Here is a 15,678-nt window from a genome sequence, read left to right on the forward strand (position 1 = left end):
CGGCAAGCATACCTCGCGATCCGTGCGGGGGGCCGGACGGCCGCCGACGGGCAATCGCTTGCGATGAACGTCGGAGGAAAGTCCGGACTCCACGAAGTGACGGTGCCGGGTAACGCCCGGGCGGGGCAACCCGACGGACAGCGCCACAGAGAACAGACCACCGCGGGTTCGCCCGCGGCCAGGGTGAAACGGTGCGGTAAGAGCGCACCGGGGGGGCGGCAACGTCCCCCGCATGGCAAGCCCCACCGGGAGCAATGCCAAATAGGGATCCCGCGTCCGCCGCAAGGCAGGCAAGGCGCTTCGCCCCAGGGGTCCGGGTTGGCAGCTTGAGGCCGCGAAGCGATTCGCGGTCCAGATGAATGGTCGTCGAACCGGAGTAATCCGGGGAACAAAATCCGGCTTACAGGCCCCCCGCACAACTTTTCCAAAAGATAGATGCGCCAGACTCGGCCTATGTTGCGTTTTTGTCCGCAGCGCCCTTGCAATGTCCAATATTCCTCTGAACTCTCAATTCTGCACAATCGGTAAACAGTGGAGAGTACGGTGCCACACCCCGAAACGGGTCATCTGGCTTTCGGATCGCGCGGATCCGACCTGTCACGACAGGCGGTTCGGAAGATCAAGGATGATATGATTCCCGAGGGATTGATCCTGGCAGATGGACGAATCGCCACGACGGCGCATCGCTTGCTGCAGGAATTGGGGTTCGCGCCCACCGATGACCTCAGGGGCCTCCCGTTCACCAGTTTCTGGGATCATCGTGAGCGAGCCGCCGCCGCCGAAGCCCTGCGCCGTGCCCGTGCGGGCGAAGAAACGCGGGTCCGGCTCGACCTTGGCTATATCCGCGGTCGCGGCAATAAATGTACCCTGGTGCTCTCCTCCGCAGGTCCGGGCGGCATGGTGCTGATGACACTGATCTGAAGAACCCCTTATCGGCACGCTCGGGATCGGGTTGACACCCCCCCTGAGGCGGCTAGAAGGCAGCTTCCCGGATTTAACGGAAGGACCCGACGCGTTCTTCCGCCCGTTGCAGGAGACACCCGATGGCGAAGCCCACCACGATCAAGATCCGGCTGAATTCATCCGCCGGCACCGGCCACTTCTATGTGACCAAGAAGAATGCCCGCACCATGACTGAAAAGATGGTCGTCAAGAAATATGACCCGGTCGTGCGCAAGCACGTCGAGTACAAGGAAGGCAAGATCAAGTAAGGCAACGCCTGAAAGACCTACCGACCAGATTACGACAGGGCCGCGCGGGCAAACCGCAGCGGCCCTTTTGTTTTGTCATGCATTAAACGAGGATCACGCGCCAGCGCCGCGCGTCTCGCCTCCTGACGCGGCGACGCGCCGGCGGGCCTGGGCGACACGCGGACCGTGGTGCCGTCTCGCCCGGCCAATGTGAGGCCAACGGCCACCGACCTGTCCACGAGCGGGACGGCGTAATCGTTTCCCATGCCTCAACAGTCTGGAACAAGCGTCGATACTTGTGCCGGGAATCCGGTCCTCGCGCCCCATAGGGACCAAGACTGGACCCAAATTGAGCCCCCCTTTCCAGCGGATAAATCCGTGTTCTGACCGTCACGGTCAGGACGCCATCCCATTGGAGGCTCAAATGAACGTCACACTTCGCACGGCCAATCTCGCCGATCGAGCGGCCGTGGACAGGCTTCTTGGCACCGTCTATCCGCACATGCTGGCTTGCGATTATCCTGCGGACGTCCTGCGCGTCGCGCATCCACTTATTGCGAAGTCGAACCCGGATTTGTTGTCCAGCGGCACTTACCACCTGATCGAGGAAGACGGCGTTCTGGTTTCGATCGGAGGCTGGTCGCGCGGCTATCCCACCGCCAAGGATGCAGGCGATACGGGACACGTGCGCCACGTTGCGACCCACCCGGACCATCTGCACAAAGGGCACGCTGGACGGATCATGCGCCGAGTCCTTGACGAAGCGCAGGATGCGGGCCTTGCCCGGCTGGAGTGCCTGTCGACCGTGACCGCGCGAAAGTTCTACGCCGGCATGGGTTTCAAGACGCAGCGCGAGATCATCGCGGACATCGGCGGCGGCGTGCCATTTCCCGCGGTCAAGATGGAAGCGCGCCTGCACGCCCACGCCTTGGCCTAGATCAGCAGCTTGGGGTCCGTTCCCATGTCGAGGCCGGGAAATACGACCGAGGACAGGGCCGCACGCCCTGTCCCGAACAAACCGTGCAGCGCCCAGGCTGCATAGGCGCGCACGTCGCGGGTGGGCATCAGGTCACGGCGGTCCAACAGCTGCGCCTCGTCGAGGCCCGGCCAGTCGCCCCAAACGCACCCACCGTTCAGCGCCCCTCCGGCCAGGATTATGGTACCGCCGGTCCCGTGGTCCGTCCCGCGCGAGCCGTTCTCGAAGGCGGTACGCCCGAACTCCGTCATCACCACAACCATTGTCTTGTCCCATGTCGGACCGAGGTCGGCCCGCAGCCGCAAAAGCCCTGCCGAAAGGGCCGAAAAGGCGCGGCGCAACTGTTGTGATTGCCCCCGGTGCGAATCCCAGCCGCCCAGTGACAGCGCAGCGATCCGCGCATCCTGCCGCAACTGGCTTGCCGCGAAACCGAAAAGCGCGTCGCCCCGCTTCCCCTCGACCGAGGGCGTTGTCCCGGCCAGTCCTAGTGCGATCTCGGCGCTTTCGCGGAACAGCGGATCGTCGTGATAGGCATGCAGCAGCAGGTCCGCCGTCGCCGGGGCCATGTCCAGCCGCGTGTCCGGGGCCCAACTGGCATGATCGGCGGGACCGCGCAGGATCAGCATCTCCTCCCGCCCCACGGCAAACGCCGTGCGACCGTGGGCACCGGGGATCAGCGGCAGCAAACGGTTCAGCCAGCCGTCGCGGCCGGTCATGGGGGGAATGTCTCCGGCGGTGCCCGCCTCCAGAATGTCCTGCCCGTCGAAATGACTGCGGCCTGCGCGGTATGGTGTACTGACGGCCTGAACAAAGCCCAGGTCCCCCGACCGCCACAGCGGCAGCAACGGGGAAAGATAGGGGTGCAGGGCGTGAAAACCCGTCAGGTCCGTCGCCCCCGCCTCCGGGCCGATCTCGAACTGTGGGCGAAGTCGCGCCAAACCCGGATCGCCGTAAGGTTGCAGCGCGTCCATCCCATCCATCGCGCCGCGCAGGATCACGACGACCAGCCGATTGTCCGAAGGCAGTGCGGCAAAGGCCATCGGCGTCATCAGCGGGAAGGCCGCAGCCGAACAGCCAAGCATCGTCAGAACGTCGCGGCGGTTGATACGGTTCATCGCCGCTACCTCCTTTGAAATTCAGGGGATGCCAGGACGAGGCCGACACCGGCACCGCGATCCTCCGCCGCCCGCGCGGCGAACCGCGTGCGAGGGCCTGCCAGCGGACCAAGCGCGACATCCACGAAGGCACGCGGATCCGGCACGGGGTCAAGCCACCCGACCAGAGCGGCGATCCAGTCCAGCCGCGCCGCAAGGCCCTGCGGCGTGATCCAGGCCTCAGCCTCTTCCGGCCAGCCATCCGGTCCGGGTGGGCGCAACCAGGGTTGCCCCATCTGTGCCAGCGGGGCCGTCAGGTTGCCCCGAATGAGCCGTATCCGTTCACCGGCAAGCCGTTCCGCGCTGCCGGTGACCCGCAAGGCCGCCGCCACGAAGTCGAGCGGCTGGCGCGCCTTTTGTAATGCCTCCCCCCAAGCCGCCGGATGATCAAGCATCGTGCTGTAGACTGCCGCAAGCGCACCGTCTGTGCGGACCCAGGTCGCGGTCATCGCCTCAACCAGGTCCGGCGGCGGGATATCGGCGATGAAATGCCGCGCCAGCTTGCCTGACAGGTGCCGAGCGGTCGCAGGATGCACGGACAAATCGTCAAGCACCGCGTCGATATCATGGCGATTTGGGAGATCGCCGCCATAGCTGCGCGACAGGACGATCTCTGCGCCGGGCTCGACGAAGTTCCGGCGGAAGACGGGTGTTCCCTCCCGGTCGATGCCCAGCCCGGTAAGGAGTTCAGCCAGTTGCCGCACGTCTACCTGCGCGTACCCGCCGCCGACGCCCAACGTGTGCAGTTCCAGAACCTCGCGGGCGAGGTTTTCATTCAACCCGCCACCGCGACGACCGCGAACCGAATTCGGTCCGATCGACTGCGCCTGGTCCAGATAGGCCAGCATCGCGGGATGCGTCACCGCAGATTTCAATAGCTCCGCGAAAGATCCCGCGACATGGGGACGGATCGCCGCATCGTGATAGGAGCCGACATTGCGCCGCAGCAGGCCCGGTCCGTCGGCCACGGCGAAATGCCCCGACCAGAACCAGGTCAGGCGTTCCCGGAAGCCGACCGGGGTGGCCGCCGCGCGGCGCATCGTCTGAACCAGATCCTGATGATAGCCGTCGGTGACTGCGCGGTTGATGGCACGAAACGCTTCGGCGGCGGCGTCATCCTCGCGCCGCGCGCGGCGCAAGCGCCCCCACTCCCTGATCCTCAGAACCCGCGTGCCCCACTCTTCGACGGGAAAGACCGCAGCCAGATCGTCCGGCCCCAGCACGTCATCCAGAACCGCCCCCGCGTCGGCGGGCGGCGGCATGTCAGGGGACAGACCGGTTCCGAACCGGATGGCGGCAAGCGTCGATTTCATGGCCTGAACATACGTACGCCGCGCCACCTTGCACAGGGGCGCGGCGTATGACGAACTGGGCTGGCCCGATCAGTCCTTGGGGGCCAACCGCAGGCCCAGTTCCATCAGTTGACCGGCGATCGGCTCCGACGGGGCCCCCATCATCGAATCTTCCGCGCGCTGGTTCATGGGGAACAGGATGACCTCGCGGATGTTCGCCTCCTCGGCCAGCAACATGACGATACGGTCGATGCCCGCCGCACACCCGCCGTGGGGCGGCGCGCCGTACTGGAACGCCTTGACCATGCCGCCGAAGCGCTTTTCAACCTCGTCCTTGCCGTACCCGGCCAGTTCGAACGCCTTGAACATGATCTCCGGGCGGTGGTTCCGGATCGCGCCCGAAATCAATTCATAGCCGTTGCAGGCCAGATCGTATTGATACCCCAGAACGTCCAGCGGATCGCCCTCCAGCGCCTCCATTCCGCCCTGCGGCATGGAAAACGGGTTGTGGCTGAAGTCGATCTTTCCCTCGTCGTCCTTCTCGTAGAGCGGGAAGTCGACGATCCAGGCGAAGGCGAAGCGATCCTGATCGGTCAGGCCCAGTTCGTCGCCGATAACGGTGCGCGCACGGCCCGCAACCGCTTCGAAATCGCCGGCCTTGCCGCCCAGGAAGAACGCCGCGTCGCCGACGCCCAGGCCCAGTTGCTGCCGGATCGCCTCGGTCCGCTCGGGCCCGATGTTCTTGGCCAGCGGGCCGGCGGCTTCATGGTCACCGAAGAAAGCTTCTGTAATGAACTTGGCCTGCTCAGCATCCCCGGCTCTCAAAGCAGCAATAATCCGTTTCTGAGCGTCATTCTCTATCGCGTCTGAGAGAGCCAATTCCTCGACAGCTTGCTCACCTTTCAACATACCGTAGAGCCTGTCCCAAGCGGGACTTCTCTCCTGACGTTTACGCCAGAAGATATATCCCATGCCCGGCAGGCCCTGCTCCTGCGCGAACTTGTTCATCCGGTCGCAGAACTTGCGCGACCCGCCGGTGGGTGCGGGAATGGCGCGGATTTCGGTGCCGTCCTTTTCCAGAAGCGACGCGAAGATCGCAAAGCCGGAGCCGCGGAAATGTTCGGACACGTCCTGCATCCGGATCGGGTTGCGCAGGTCCGGCTTGTCTGTTCCGAACATCAGCGCCGCATCCTTGTAGGAGATCAGCGGCCACTCGGCATCGACTTTCTTGCCGCCGCCAAACTCCTCGAACAGGCCGCCGACGACCGGCTGAATCGTATCGAAAACATCCTGCTGCGAGACGAAGCTCATCTCCATGTCGAGCTGGTAGAAATCGGTCGGGGAGCGGTCGGCCCGCGGGTCTTCGTCGCGGAAGCAGGGCGCGATCTGAAAGTACTTATCGAACCCTGACACCATCAACAGCTGCTTGAACTGCTGCGGGGCCTGCGGCAGCGCATAGACCTTGCCCGGGTGCAGGCGCGACGGCACCACGAAATCGCGCGCGCCCTCGGGGGAGGACGCGGTGATGATCGGCGTCTGGAATTCGTTGAAGCCCTTGTCCCACATGCGGTTGCGGATCGACCGCACGACATTGGACCGCAGGATCATGTTGCGCTGCATCTGTTCGCGCCGCAGGTCGAGGAACCGGTACTTGAGGCGCGTCTCCTCGGGGTACTCCTGATCGCCGAAGACCATCAGCGGTAGTTCCGCGGCCGCGCCGAGGACTTCGAGATCGCGCACGAAGACCTCGATCTCACCGGTCGGGATCTTGGCGTTCACCAACTCGGGGTCGCGCGCTTTGACCGTCCCGTCGATGCGGATGCACCACTCGGAGCGCACTTTTTCCATCTCGGCGAAGACCGGGCTGTCGGGATCGCACAGCACTTGCGTCATGCCGTAATGGTCGCGCAGGTCGATGAACAGGATGCCGCCATGGTCGCGGATACGATGGACCCAGCCCGACAGACGGACCGTATCGCCCACGTCGTCCTTGGTCAGACCGGCGCAGGTGTGGGTGCGAAAGGCATGCATGGTGGGTCTCCGGGTCAGTACGAGATCGGTGCGAAATCGGGTTCGGCCCGATCAACACGCCCCCTTGCCGGGTGTCAACCTACTCCGCCACTGTCCGCGTGGTGTCCGGGCAATCGATTTGTACCTGCACGTCCGCATCGCAGGACACTCGGCAAAGATAGAAAACGCCTGCGTGAAGATTATGCTGGGCCCGGTTTGCCAACGCCGCCTCTTGTCCCCGCCGCGCGCGCGGCCTAAACGGCGCACGTTTGCCAACACACCCCGGGGAGGCCGCGATGCCCAAGCGCACCGACATAAAGTCGATCATGATCATCGGTGCCGGTCCCATCGTGATCGGGCAGGCCTGCGAATTCGATTACTCCGGCGCACAGGCCTGCAAGGCTCTGCGCGAGGAAGGCTATCGCGTCATCCTGGTGAACTCGAACCCCGCGACGATCATGACCGACCCCGGTCTGGCCGACGCGACCTATATCGAACCGATCACGCCGGACGTCGTCGCCAAGATCATCGAGAAGGAGCGCCCCGACGCGCTCCTGCCGACGATGGGTGGACAGACCGGCCTGAACACGTCGCTTGCCCTCGACGATATGGGCGTGCTGGAGAAATTCGGCGTCGAACTGATCGGGGCCAAGCGCGCGGCCATCGAAATGGCCGAGGATCGCAAGCTTTTCCGCGAAGCGATGGATCGTCTGGGCATCGAAAACCCCAAGGCCACGATCGTCGCCGCCCCGAAGAAAGCCAACGGCAAGTATGACATCAACGCAGGTCTGTCGGACGCGATGGATGCGATCGAATTCGTCGGATTGCCCGCGATCATCCGCCCCGCCTTCACGCTGGGCGGCACGGGCGGCGGCGTGGCCTATAATCGCGCCGATTACGAACGAATCTGCCGTTCTGGGCTGGAAGCGTCGCCGATGGCGCAAATCCTCGTCGACGAAAGCCTGCTGGGCTGGAAAGAATACGAGATGGAGGTGGTGCGCGACACCGCCGACAACGCCATCATCGTCTGCGCCATCGAGAACGTTGACCCGATGGGCGTCCACACCGGCGATTCCATCACGGTCGCCCCCGCGCTGACGCTGACGGACAAGGAATACCAGATCATGCGTACGCACAGCATCAACGTGCTGCGCGAGATCGGCGTGGAGACCGGCGGATCGAACGTGCAGTGGGCCGTGAACCCCGCCGACGGCCGCATGGTCGTGATCGAGATGAACCCGCGCGTATCGCGCTCCTCCGCGCTGGCGTCCAAGGCGACAGGCTTCCCTATCGCCAAGATCGCCGCCAAATTGGCCGTTGGCTACACCTTGGACGAGCTGGACAACGACATCACGCGCGTCACGCCCGCCTCGTTCGAGCCAACGATCGACTATGTCGTCACAAAGATCCCGCGCTTCGCCTTCGAGAAATTCCCCGGTTCCGAACCGCACCTGACCACGGCCATGAAATCCGTGGGCGAAGTGATGGCCATCGGCCGCACCTTCCACGAGTCGATGCAGAAGGCCCTCGCCTCGATGGAAACCGGCCTGACCGGGTTCGACGAAATCGAACTGCCCAATGACCCGGCAGCCATCAAGGCGGCCTTGGGCAAGCAGACGCCGGATCGCATCCGCGTCATCGCCCAGGCCATGCGTCAGGGCCTCTCGGATGACGAGATAAACGCTGTGACGTCCTATGACCCATGGTTCCTTGCCCGGATCAGGGAAATTATGAACCTGGAAGCCGATATCAAGAAGAACGGCCTGCCGGTCGAGGAGGCTCCGCTGCGCCGACTGAAGACCTTTGGATTTACGGATGCGCGCCTTGCCAAACTGACGGGGCGCACCGAAGACAACGTTCGGCGCGCGCGCCAGAACCTTGGCGTCGTTGCGCAATTCAAGCGCATCGACACCTGCGCCGCCGAGTTCGAGGCGCAGACCCCATACATGTACTCCACCTATGAGACGCCCGTCATGGGCGAGGCCGAATGCGAATCCCGGCCGTCGGATGCCAAGAAGGTCGTCATTCTGGGCGGTGGCCCGAACCGGATCGGTCAGGGGATCGAGTTCGACTACTGTTGTTGCCACGCGTGTTTCGCCCTCAGCGATCAGGGGTATGAGACGATCATGGTCAACTGTAACCCCGAGACGGTCTCGACCGACTATGACACCTCGGACCGGTTGTATTTCGAACCGCTGACTTTCGAACACGTGATGGAAATCCTGCGTGTGGAGCAGGAAAACGGCACCCTTCACGGCGTCATCGTCCAGTTCGGTGGCCAGACGCCCCTGAAGCTGGCCAACTCGCTGCACGATGCGGGCATCCCGATCCTTGGCACGACACCTGACGCCATTGATCTTGCCGAGGATCGGGAGCGGTTCTCGGCCCTGGTGGAGAAGCTGGGCCTGAAGCAGCCGCAGAACGCGATCGCCCATTCCGACGAGGAAGCCCGCCTGCGTGCCGAGGAACTGGGCTATCCGCTAGTAATCCGCCCCTCCTATGTTCTGGGGGGGCGCGCGATGGAGATCGTCCGCGATACCGCACAGCTGGAGCGCTATATCCGCGACGCCGTTGTCGTGTCGGGCGACAGCCCCGTCCTGCTTGACGGGTATCTCTCGGGCGCGATCGAGGTCGATGTCGATGCCCTGTCCGATGGCGAGAACGTCCACGTCGCGGGCATCATGCAGCACATCGAAGAGGCCGGCGTGCATTCGGGCGACTCCGCCTGTTGCCTGCCGCCCCACACGCTCAGCCAGGATGTGATCAACACCATCCGCGACCAGACCGTCGCCTTGGCCTTGGCACTGCGCGTGGTCGGGTTGATGAACGTGCAGTTCGCGGTGAAGGAAGAAGAGGTTTACCTGATCGAGGTGAACCCCCGCGCCTCGCGGACCGTGCCCTTCGTCGCCAAGGCCGTGGACAGTGCCATCGCCTCCATCGCCGCGCGCCTTATGGCCGGGGAGCCGCTGTCGAATTTCCCGCTGCGCGACCCCTACCCGGCTGACGCGGCAATCGAACACGTGCCCATGGGCGATACCATGATGCTCAGCCATCCAGACACGCCGTGGTTCTCGGTCAAGGAAGCGGTGCTGCCATTTGCGCGCTTCCCGGGCGTCGATACCCTGCTGGGACCCGAAATGCGCTCCACTGGCGAAGTCATGGGATGGGACCGCAGTTTCGCCCGCGCCTTCCTCAAGGCGCAGCTTGGGGCCAGTGTCGTCCTGCCCGACAGCGGCACAGCCTTCCTGTCGATCAAGGAGGCCGACAAGACCGTGCAATTGGTCGAAACCGCCGCTCTGCTGACAGACCTGGGGTTTTCCATCCTCGCGACGTCCGGCACAGCCGAATTCCTGTCGCGCCATGGAATCGAGAGCCGGCACGTGAACAAGGCCTATGAAGGCGGGCGCACCGTGGTCGACGTAATGAAGGACGGCGAAGTCGCGCTGGTGATGAACACCACGGAAGGCGCGCAGGCCGTCGAGGACAGCCGCTCCATGCGGAACGTCGCGCTAATGGATCGCATCCCCTATTACACCACGCTGTCTGGGGCGCACGCCGCAGCTCTGGCAATGCAGGCACGGGTCGAAGGCGACGTCGAAGTACGCTCCTTGCAGTGAACAAAGGGCTCCGGCCCTTCACCCGAAGGACCGCGCCCGCCAGGGTCTGATCACAACCAGCGAATGATGATCTGGCCCCGAGGGGCCGGTCCGGGCGATTTCAGCGTTCTCAGTCGAATTCCGGCAGTCGGGACATTGCCAAATCGGACGCCAGCGCCGGATGGTCTGGCGCATGGCGTCGGTCGGGGCCGAGCCATACGCGACACCAAAGTCGCCAAAACGGTATCCGATGGTGATTCGCATGCGATCGAAGAAACCGCCGCGGTGCCTTCCTTGCTGTCCGTGACATCGGTCAATTCGGTCGGTACAAGCGCTGGTACTTTGACGGCTGAGCCATTGACGCTCGCGGAACTTCAGTCTCGCCTGATCAAAGGATTTTCAACATGTTCAGCAGATATATCATCAACAGAATTCTGGGCACTCCTGACGCGGACTTGCTCACGGGAACCTATCGGAAGAATTTCATTCTCGGTTTACCGGGCGACGATACCATCAACGGTGATTTCAGTATCCGCTCGCCCAACGGTGCCGGGGTGGAGGTCACGGGTGCGGCGGATATTCTGCTGGGCGGCTCCGGAAACGATACAGTTCTCGGCGACGGGGACATCTTTGTGGTGCCCGGCGACGCCGGTGGCATAACGCGCATCACTGGCGGGAATGATCTTATCAAGGGGCAGGCCGGCGATGATGTGCTCGATGGCGACGGCACGATTTTTGCCGATTTCCTGACAGATGATGCGGTCTTGGTCGGCGGGAACGATACGGTTTTCGGTGGAACCGGCGATGATACGATGCGGGGCGACGGCGAAAGCGCCGAATACGGCTCTGCGGAAGCCTTACTGAAGGGCGGGGACGATCTTCTGAACGGAGGAAAGGGCCGCGACGAAATTCAGGGCGACGGAGCCGCAGCAGCAGCCTTCGGAGGAAGCGCCATTCTCATCGGCGGAGACGACAACATTTCTGGCGGTCGCGATGCTGACGTCCTCTGGGGCGATGGCGTGGTCTGGGGGCGCGACAGTGGACCCCACGAACTCATTGGCGGTGCCGATACGGTTGTCGGAGGGCACGGCGATGACACGATCTATGGGGACGGAACGACGAATGTAGGACGTTCGCCGGGGACCATGACCGGGGGCAACGACCTGCTTCTGGGCGGTCGTGGCGACGATCTGATTTTTGGGGACGGCGATGTGCAATCAGGCGGGGTTGCCCCTGAGTTCCATACACTGGACGGCGGCGATGACACGATCAACGGCGGTCGCGGCGATGACATCCTTTATGGGGACGGTCTCATACGAGTTCAGGGCGAAGTGTCCATCACAGACGTGAATGGCGGTGCCGATACATTCATCTTCAATGACAGAAGCGGGATCGACACGATCATGGATTTCCGCAGCGGCGATGGGGATGTGATCGACCTGTCCGGACAGCGCCAGCTTTCCTGGTCCCGCTTCGACGTGAACGACAGCGGAGTTCTGGACGTAGGCGACGCCTTTGTGACCTTTGATGACGGCAGCACGTCCATGGACCTTGGAGCGGCTCGCGGCTGGCAAGCCGACAGAGACGTCGTCACCCTGCTTGACGTGACCGGGTTGACCGAGAGCGATTTCCTGTTTGTTGCCTGAGCCGACCGGTGCGTGACGCGGGGCCCGTCCGGACGGGTGGCTTTGGAACGGGCGCTTTCCTGCCAATTTCAGGATTTCGGAGCCATCAACGAAGCGAGGGGCGGCTTCATCCGCGATAGGCACCTCGCGCACCGCCAAGTCGGCAAGGATAATCAGGTCGCGGCGATCATTGAAGGCAACCGCTCCAAGCGCAACGTCGCCCCCACGGACCGCGGCCCGGACTTGGGTGGTACAAGGCCTTCCCGTGCACGACGGTGCCACCCTCTACACAGGCGCAAGGCGAACGGATTTGTCGGGTTGCAGTCATTGCAAAACGCGAAACCGGGCGGAGTTCCCTTTTCGCAGCCTGCGTCCGAAGGCTTCAGGTTCGGACTGATTGCTGAATTTCAACAGATGTCTGCCGTGTGATAACTTGGCGGTGCCAGTACATTTGTGTTTGCGTCTGGACTATGGGCCGCGAAACCCGCAAAGGCCTTGGCAATCCGAAAACAGCGTGATGCGGGAGATGAAGTATGGCCGATATAGCCCTTCTGGACGGTGGCAACGGCCAGGAAATCAGCAAGCGTTCGCGGGGCGTCACTCATCCCCTTTGGTCTGTGGAGGTCATGTTCGAAACGCCGGAGCTGGTCGTAGATGTGCACTCGGAGTTTATCGAGGCCGGTGCGCGAGTTCTTACCGTCAACACCTACGCCGCGACGCCGACCCGCATGGAAAACCACGGCTATGGTGACCGCTTCGAGGAAGCACACGCCACCGCGATCCAACTGGCCCGGAGCGCGATCGCGAAGTCGGGGCAGTCTGCGCACTACGTTCAGATCGCCGGTTGCCTGCCGCCGTTGGTGGCGAGCTTCAGATCCGAGGTCAGCAAGAACTACGCCGACTCCCTTGAGGAATTTCGGCGGATCGTTCGCGGCCAAGTGGAGCATGTCGATCTCTTCCTCATCGAAACCATGTCGAATATCGAAGAGGCCTCTGCCGCACTGGACGCGGCAACGGAGGCAGGCAGGCCGGTCTATTTGGGCCTGACGCTGTCGGACGATATGTCCAACACACTTCGGTCCGGTGAACGGTTGGAAGCTGCCATTTCCGCCCTCGCGCGCAAAAGCCCTAATGGAATTCTACTCAATTGCTCCACGCCCGAGGCCATAACCAAGGCCATGCCCATTCTCGCGCAATCGGGCATCAGGTTCGGTGGCTATGCCAATGGCTTCACATCCGTAGAGGCCTTTGAACCGGGCGGCACAGTCGATTCCCTCCGGGCGCGGCGGGATCTGTCTCCGGACGTGTATGCGGACTTTGTCGAGCAATGGGTTGATCTCGGCGCAACGATCGTGGGCGGATGTTGCGAAGTTGCCCCCGCGCACATCAAACATCTGGCTGACCGGCTGATTGCATCAGGACACACCATCGCGAACCTTGGCGGCGCGCCCGGCTGAACGAAGCTCGACCCTGAGCCTTTGACTGGCATGGAAAGGGCTGCCCGGGCGACCGTCACAGGGCGAGGCGGGGAATCGCGGCCGCCAACGCCCCTAGTCAAAGGCTTGGCAACGCAAGCCCTCCGATCCGCCATAATCCGGCGCATGAACTGTGGCGGCGGCCATTTTCTGGCCCCTCAACCATCACCCGCCAATTGCGACCCGCCCGAAACCCGACCGCGCCGGTGACCTTTCAGCGCCACAAGGCGGCCGGGAACAGTCACAACTGTTTCACCTTCCGCATCAGTACGGGTGCCAGCGACCGCATCGTACTCCCTCGTTGCGGATCGGCCACGCGGTTGCGGCGAAGATGTGTCAGGAAGTGCAGATATCGAAACAATCGATGCCGATTGCGAAAATCATAGCGTGCAAACCGGCATGTTGGCACCTGTAATGGCCACAGTCGCACCCAGATCAGGCCACCACCGGGCGCTAACCTGATTCCAGTAACAAACCAGAACCGGAGCTTCCTATGGAACCGATCTCGATGTCCCTTCTTGCGATCAGCTCCTGTGGCTTGGCCGCATGCCGCTCGGTCAGGGACGATGGTGTTATCGACTTTCCCGCACACCGCGTTGACGCGTCACCCCGCACGTCGGTCCTCGCGACCCTCGCCGCGGGCCTCAAGAAGCGCAAGCTTTTCGCACCCGGCCAATCCGACATGCTGCACGCCCTTGCGCGTTTTGCCGCCAGTCAGGGCCTGCGCATCGATATGCAGGTCTCCCTCTCCGCTCTGTTCGACGACGATGAAGATCGCGACGTGGCAAGCGCCCTGCGCCAGCGTCGCGTCGACGTCGTGATTTCCGATATGGACGGAACGCCGTTGTGCGGTGTCGAACTGCCTGCCGGACGCGGCCCCGCGTACCGCGATGCGGTCCGCCGCATGGCATTTGACGGCGCTAAGCTGCCGCTGTTGACCCTGCACGACTACGCCGATTGGAATGTCTGCCGTTGCCAGCTGGTGAATGCACTTCGGCTGGACGATGATCCGGTGAACGATCCGCAGGAAGAAGGCAGCGTCGAAGCCGCCTGATCCTGAAGTTACGCGACCGTGACCGCGGCCCCGGACCTGTCATCCGGGGCTGCGTTGCGTTTGTCCGTGGCGTCACGGCACCGCCATCCGCCTTGACCTGAACGGCCCTGCCCGTCACACCTCCTCAACCCGAGGAGGAGGCCAAGATGCCGAGCCAACGCCGCGCCGCGATCACCGGATCGGGCGTTTTCACACCTTCGCAGATCATCACGAACGACGAGCTTGTTGTTGCCTTCAACGCCTACGCCGATCGTCAGAACGCACTGCATGCCGATGCAATTGCGGCAGGCGAACGCGACGCCATCCCCCAGTCCAGCGCTGGTTTCATCAAGTCCGCCAGCGGGATCGAACAACGCCACGTCCTAGACAAGGCCGGCGTACTGGACCCGGACCGGATGTATCCGCGTTTGGCCCCGCGCCCCGATGACGCACCATGCCAAATGGCCGAGATGGCGGTTGCCGCCTGCACCGACGCGTTGGCGCAGGCGGGTGTGGACGCCGGAGAGATCGACGCGGTGATCTGCGCCGCCTCGAACCACGAACGCGCCTACCCGGCGATCGCGATCGAGATTCAGGACCTGCTGGGCACCGGCGGCTTTGCCTTCGACATGAACGTCGCCTGTTCGTCGGCCACCTTCGGCATTCAGGCCGCCGCCGACATGATCCGCGCGGGGTCGATCCGTCGTGCCATCGTGGTGAACCCCGAAATCTGTTCTGCCCACCTCGAATGGCGCGACCGCGATTGCCATTTTATTTTCGGAGATGTCTGCACCGCCTTGGTGCTGGAGGCCGAGGACTTGGCGCAGAGCGACCATTTCGTCATCCGCTCGACCCGCTGTGCCACGCAGTTCTCCAACAATATCCGCAACAACGACGGATTCCTGCGCCGCACCCGCGACGCCATGGACGACCGGCGCGATATGCAGTTCGTGCAGAACGGCCGCAAGGTATTCAAGGAAGTCTTGCCGATGGTGTCGAGGCACATCGCGGACCACATGGCCGACGAAGGTGTGGCACCCGACGACCTGAAGCGGCTCTGGCTGCATCAGGCGAACAAGGCAATGAACGACTTCATCGGCAAGAAGGTCCTGGGGCGCGTGCCCGACCCCGCCGAGCAGCCCAATATCCTTCAGGATTACGCCAACACGTCCTCCGCCGGGTCGATCATCGCCTTCACGAAATACTCCGCCGATCTGGGACCCGGCGACACCGGGCTTATCTGTTCGTTCGGGGCGGGCTATTCCGTTGGATCTGTGCTGGTCACCCGCGCCTGACGGCCTTGCCCCCGGCAGCCCGGCGCGGCAAG

The 15,678-nt window shown here is 63.3% G+C and carries 12 protein-coding genes and 1 other RNA gene; 10 read left to right on the forward strand and 3 right to left on the reverse strand.

All coding sequences use genetic code 11. The annotated features are described in order from the left end of the window. Nucleotides 1-24: 24 nt before the first annotated feature. The 4 genes from rnpB to BLV27_RS03755 all read left to right on the forward strand — a co-directional run bounded on the left by rnpB (nucleotide 25) and on the right by BLV27_RS03755 (nucleotide 2,127). An RNA gene (gene rnpB / locus BLV27_RS03735) (RNase P RNA component class A) lies at nucleotides 25-419 on the forward strand. A 124-nt stretch (nucleotides 420-543) separates the two neighbouring features. Beyond that, nucleotides 544-921 carry a hypothetical protein gene (locus BLV27_RS03740; protein ID WP_092642596.1) on the forward strand — a complete coding sequence of 126 codons (378 nt, stop codon included), beginning with the start codon at nucleotides 544-546 and terminating at the stop codon, nucleotides 919-921. Nucleotides 922-1,043: 122 nt separating this feature from the next. After that, entirely contained in the window at nucleotides 1,044-1,211 is a 168-nt protein-coding gene (gene rpmG / locus BLV27_RS03745) for a 50S ribosomal protein L33 (RefSeq protein WP_055082637.1), read from the forward strand. A 403-nt stretch (nucleotides 1,212-1,614) separates the two neighbouring features. Next, nucleotides 1,615-2,127 carry a GNAT family N-acetyltransferase gene (locus BLV27_RS03755; protein ID WP_092642602.1) on the forward strand — a complete coding sequence of 171 codons (513 nt, stop codon included), beginning with the start codon at nucleotides 1,615-1,617 and terminating at the stop codon, nucleotides 2,125-2,127. Here BLV27_RS03755 and BLV27_RS03760 read toward each other — a convergent pair. The 3 genes from BLV27_RS03760 to aspS form a co-directional block, all read right to left on the reverse strand. Continuing rightward, nucleotides 2,124-3,281, reverse strand: a complete 1,158-nt coding sequence (locus BLV27_RS03760) for a DUF1501 domain-containing protein (RefSeq protein ID WP_092642605.1) — start codon at nucleotides 3,279-3,281, stop codon at nucleotides 2,124-2,126. The two genes, BLV27_RS03755 and BLV27_RS03760, sit on opposite strands and share 4 nt — an antisense overlap. Nucleotides 3,282-3,286: 5 nt before the next feature. Continuing rightward, nucleotides 3,287-4,633, reverse strand: coding sequence for a DUF1800 domain-containing protein (locus BLV27_RS03765; RefSeq protein ID WP_092642608.1), 1,347 nt, complete (start codon nucleotides 4,631-4,633; stop codon nucleotides 3,287-3,289). Nucleotides 4,634-4,702: 69 nt separating this feature from the next. Further along, entirely contained in the window at nucleotides 4,703-6,643 is a 1,941-nt protein-coding gene (gene aspS / locus BLV27_RS03770) for an aspartate--tRNA ligase (protein WP_092642611.1), read from the reverse strand. 275 nt (nucleotides 6,644-6,918) lie between these two features. Here aspS and carB point away from each other — a divergent pair, with 275 nt between their 5' ends. From carB to BLV27_RS03805, 6 genes are all read left to right on the forward strand, one after another. Continuing rightward, entirely contained in the window at nucleotides 6,919-10,239 is a 3,321-nt protein-coding gene (gene carB, locus BLV27_RS03775; protein WP_092642614.1) for a carbamoyl-phosphate synthase large subunit, read from the forward strand. A 383-nt stretch (nucleotides 10,240-10,622) separates the two neighbouring features. Next, nucleotides 10,623-11,864, forward strand: a complete 1,242-nt coding sequence (locus BLV27_RS03785) for a calcium-binding protein (protein ID WP_092642621.1) — start codon at nucleotides 10,623-10,625, stop codon at nucleotides 11,862-11,864. 42 nt (nucleotides 11,865-11,906) lie between these two features. Next, complete coding sequence (locus tag BLV27_RS03790; protein WP_092642624.1) at nucleotides 11,907-12,272, forward strand: hypothetical protein; 366 nt, start codon at nucleotides 11,907-11,909, stop codon at nucleotides 12,270-12,272. 104 nt (nucleotides 12,273-12,376) lie between these two features. Continuing rightward, the gene (locus tag BLV27_RS03795) at nucleotides 12,377-13,300 is read left to right on the forward strand and encodes a homocysteine S-methyltransferase family protein (RefSeq protein ID WP_092642627.1); all 924 of its coding nucleotides are present in this window, start codon (nucleotides 12,377-12,379) and stop codon (nucleotides 13,298-13,300) included. Nucleotides 13,301-13,811: 511 nt separating this feature from the next. After that, nucleotides 13,812-14,372, forward strand: coding sequence for a PDDEXK family nuclease (locus BLV27_RS03800; protein WP_092642629.1), 561 nt, complete (start codon nucleotides 13,812-13,814; stop codon nucleotides 14,370-14,372). A 146-nt stretch (nucleotides 14,373-14,518) separates the two neighbouring features. After that, nucleotides 14,519-15,646 carry a beta-ketoacyl-ACP synthase III gene (locus BLV27_RS03805; protein ID WP_092642632.1) on the forward strand — a complete coding sequence of 376 codons (1,128 nt, stop codon included), beginning with the start codon at nucleotides 14,519-14,521 and terminating at the stop codon, nucleotides 15,644-15,646. Nucleotides 15,647-15,678 lie beyond the last annotated feature (32 nt).

Origin of the sequence: Jannaschia faecimaris (genome assembly GCF_900107415.1) — a bacterium.
GTDB classification, from domain to species: Bacteria; Pseudomonadota; Alphaproteobacteria; order Rhodobacterales; family Rhodobacteraceae; genus Jannaschia; species Jannaschia faecimaris.

Bases quoted from the DNA above. Each gene is read 5' to 3' on its own strand.
- BLV27_RS03760 (WP_092642605.1), bottom strand. From the start codon at position 3,281: ATGAACCGTATCAACCGCCGCGACGTTCTGACGATGCTTGGCTGTTCG.
- BLV27_RS03785 (WP_092642621.1), top strand. From the start codon at position 10,623: ATGTTCAGCAGATATATCATCAACAGAATTCTGGGCACTCCTGACGCG.
- BLV27_RS03765 (WP_092642608.1), bottom strand. From the start codon at position 4,633: ATGAAATCGACGCTTGCCGCCATCCGGTTCGGAACCGGTCTGTCCCCT.
- BLV27_RS03800 (WP_092642629.1), top strand. From the start codon at position 13,812: ATGGAACCGATCTCGATGTCCCTTCTTGCGATCAGCTCCTGTGGCTTG.
- carB (WP_092642614.1), top strand. From the start codon at position 6,919: ATGCCCAAGCGCACCGACATAAAGTCGATCATGATCATCGGTGCCGGT.
- BLV27_RS03755 (WP_092642602.1), top strand. From the start codon at position 1,615: ATGAACGTCACACTTCGCACGGCCAATCTCGCCGATCGAGCGGCCGTG.
- BLV27_RS03795 (WP_092642627.1), top strand. From the start codon at position 12,377: ATGGCCGATATAGCCCTTCTGGACGGTGGCAACGGCCAGGAAATCAGC.
- aspS (WP_092642611.1), bottom strand. From the start codon at position 6,643: ATGCATGCCTTTCGCACCCACACCTGCGCCGGTCTGACCAAGGACGAC.
- rpmG (WP_055082637.1), top strand. From the start codon at position 1,044: ATGGCGAAGCCCACCACGATCAAGATCCGGCTGAATTCATCCGCCGGC.
- BLV27_RS03805 (WP_092642632.1), top strand. From the start codon at position 14,519: ATGCCGAGCCAACGCCGCGCCGCGATCACCGGATCGGGCGTTTTCACA.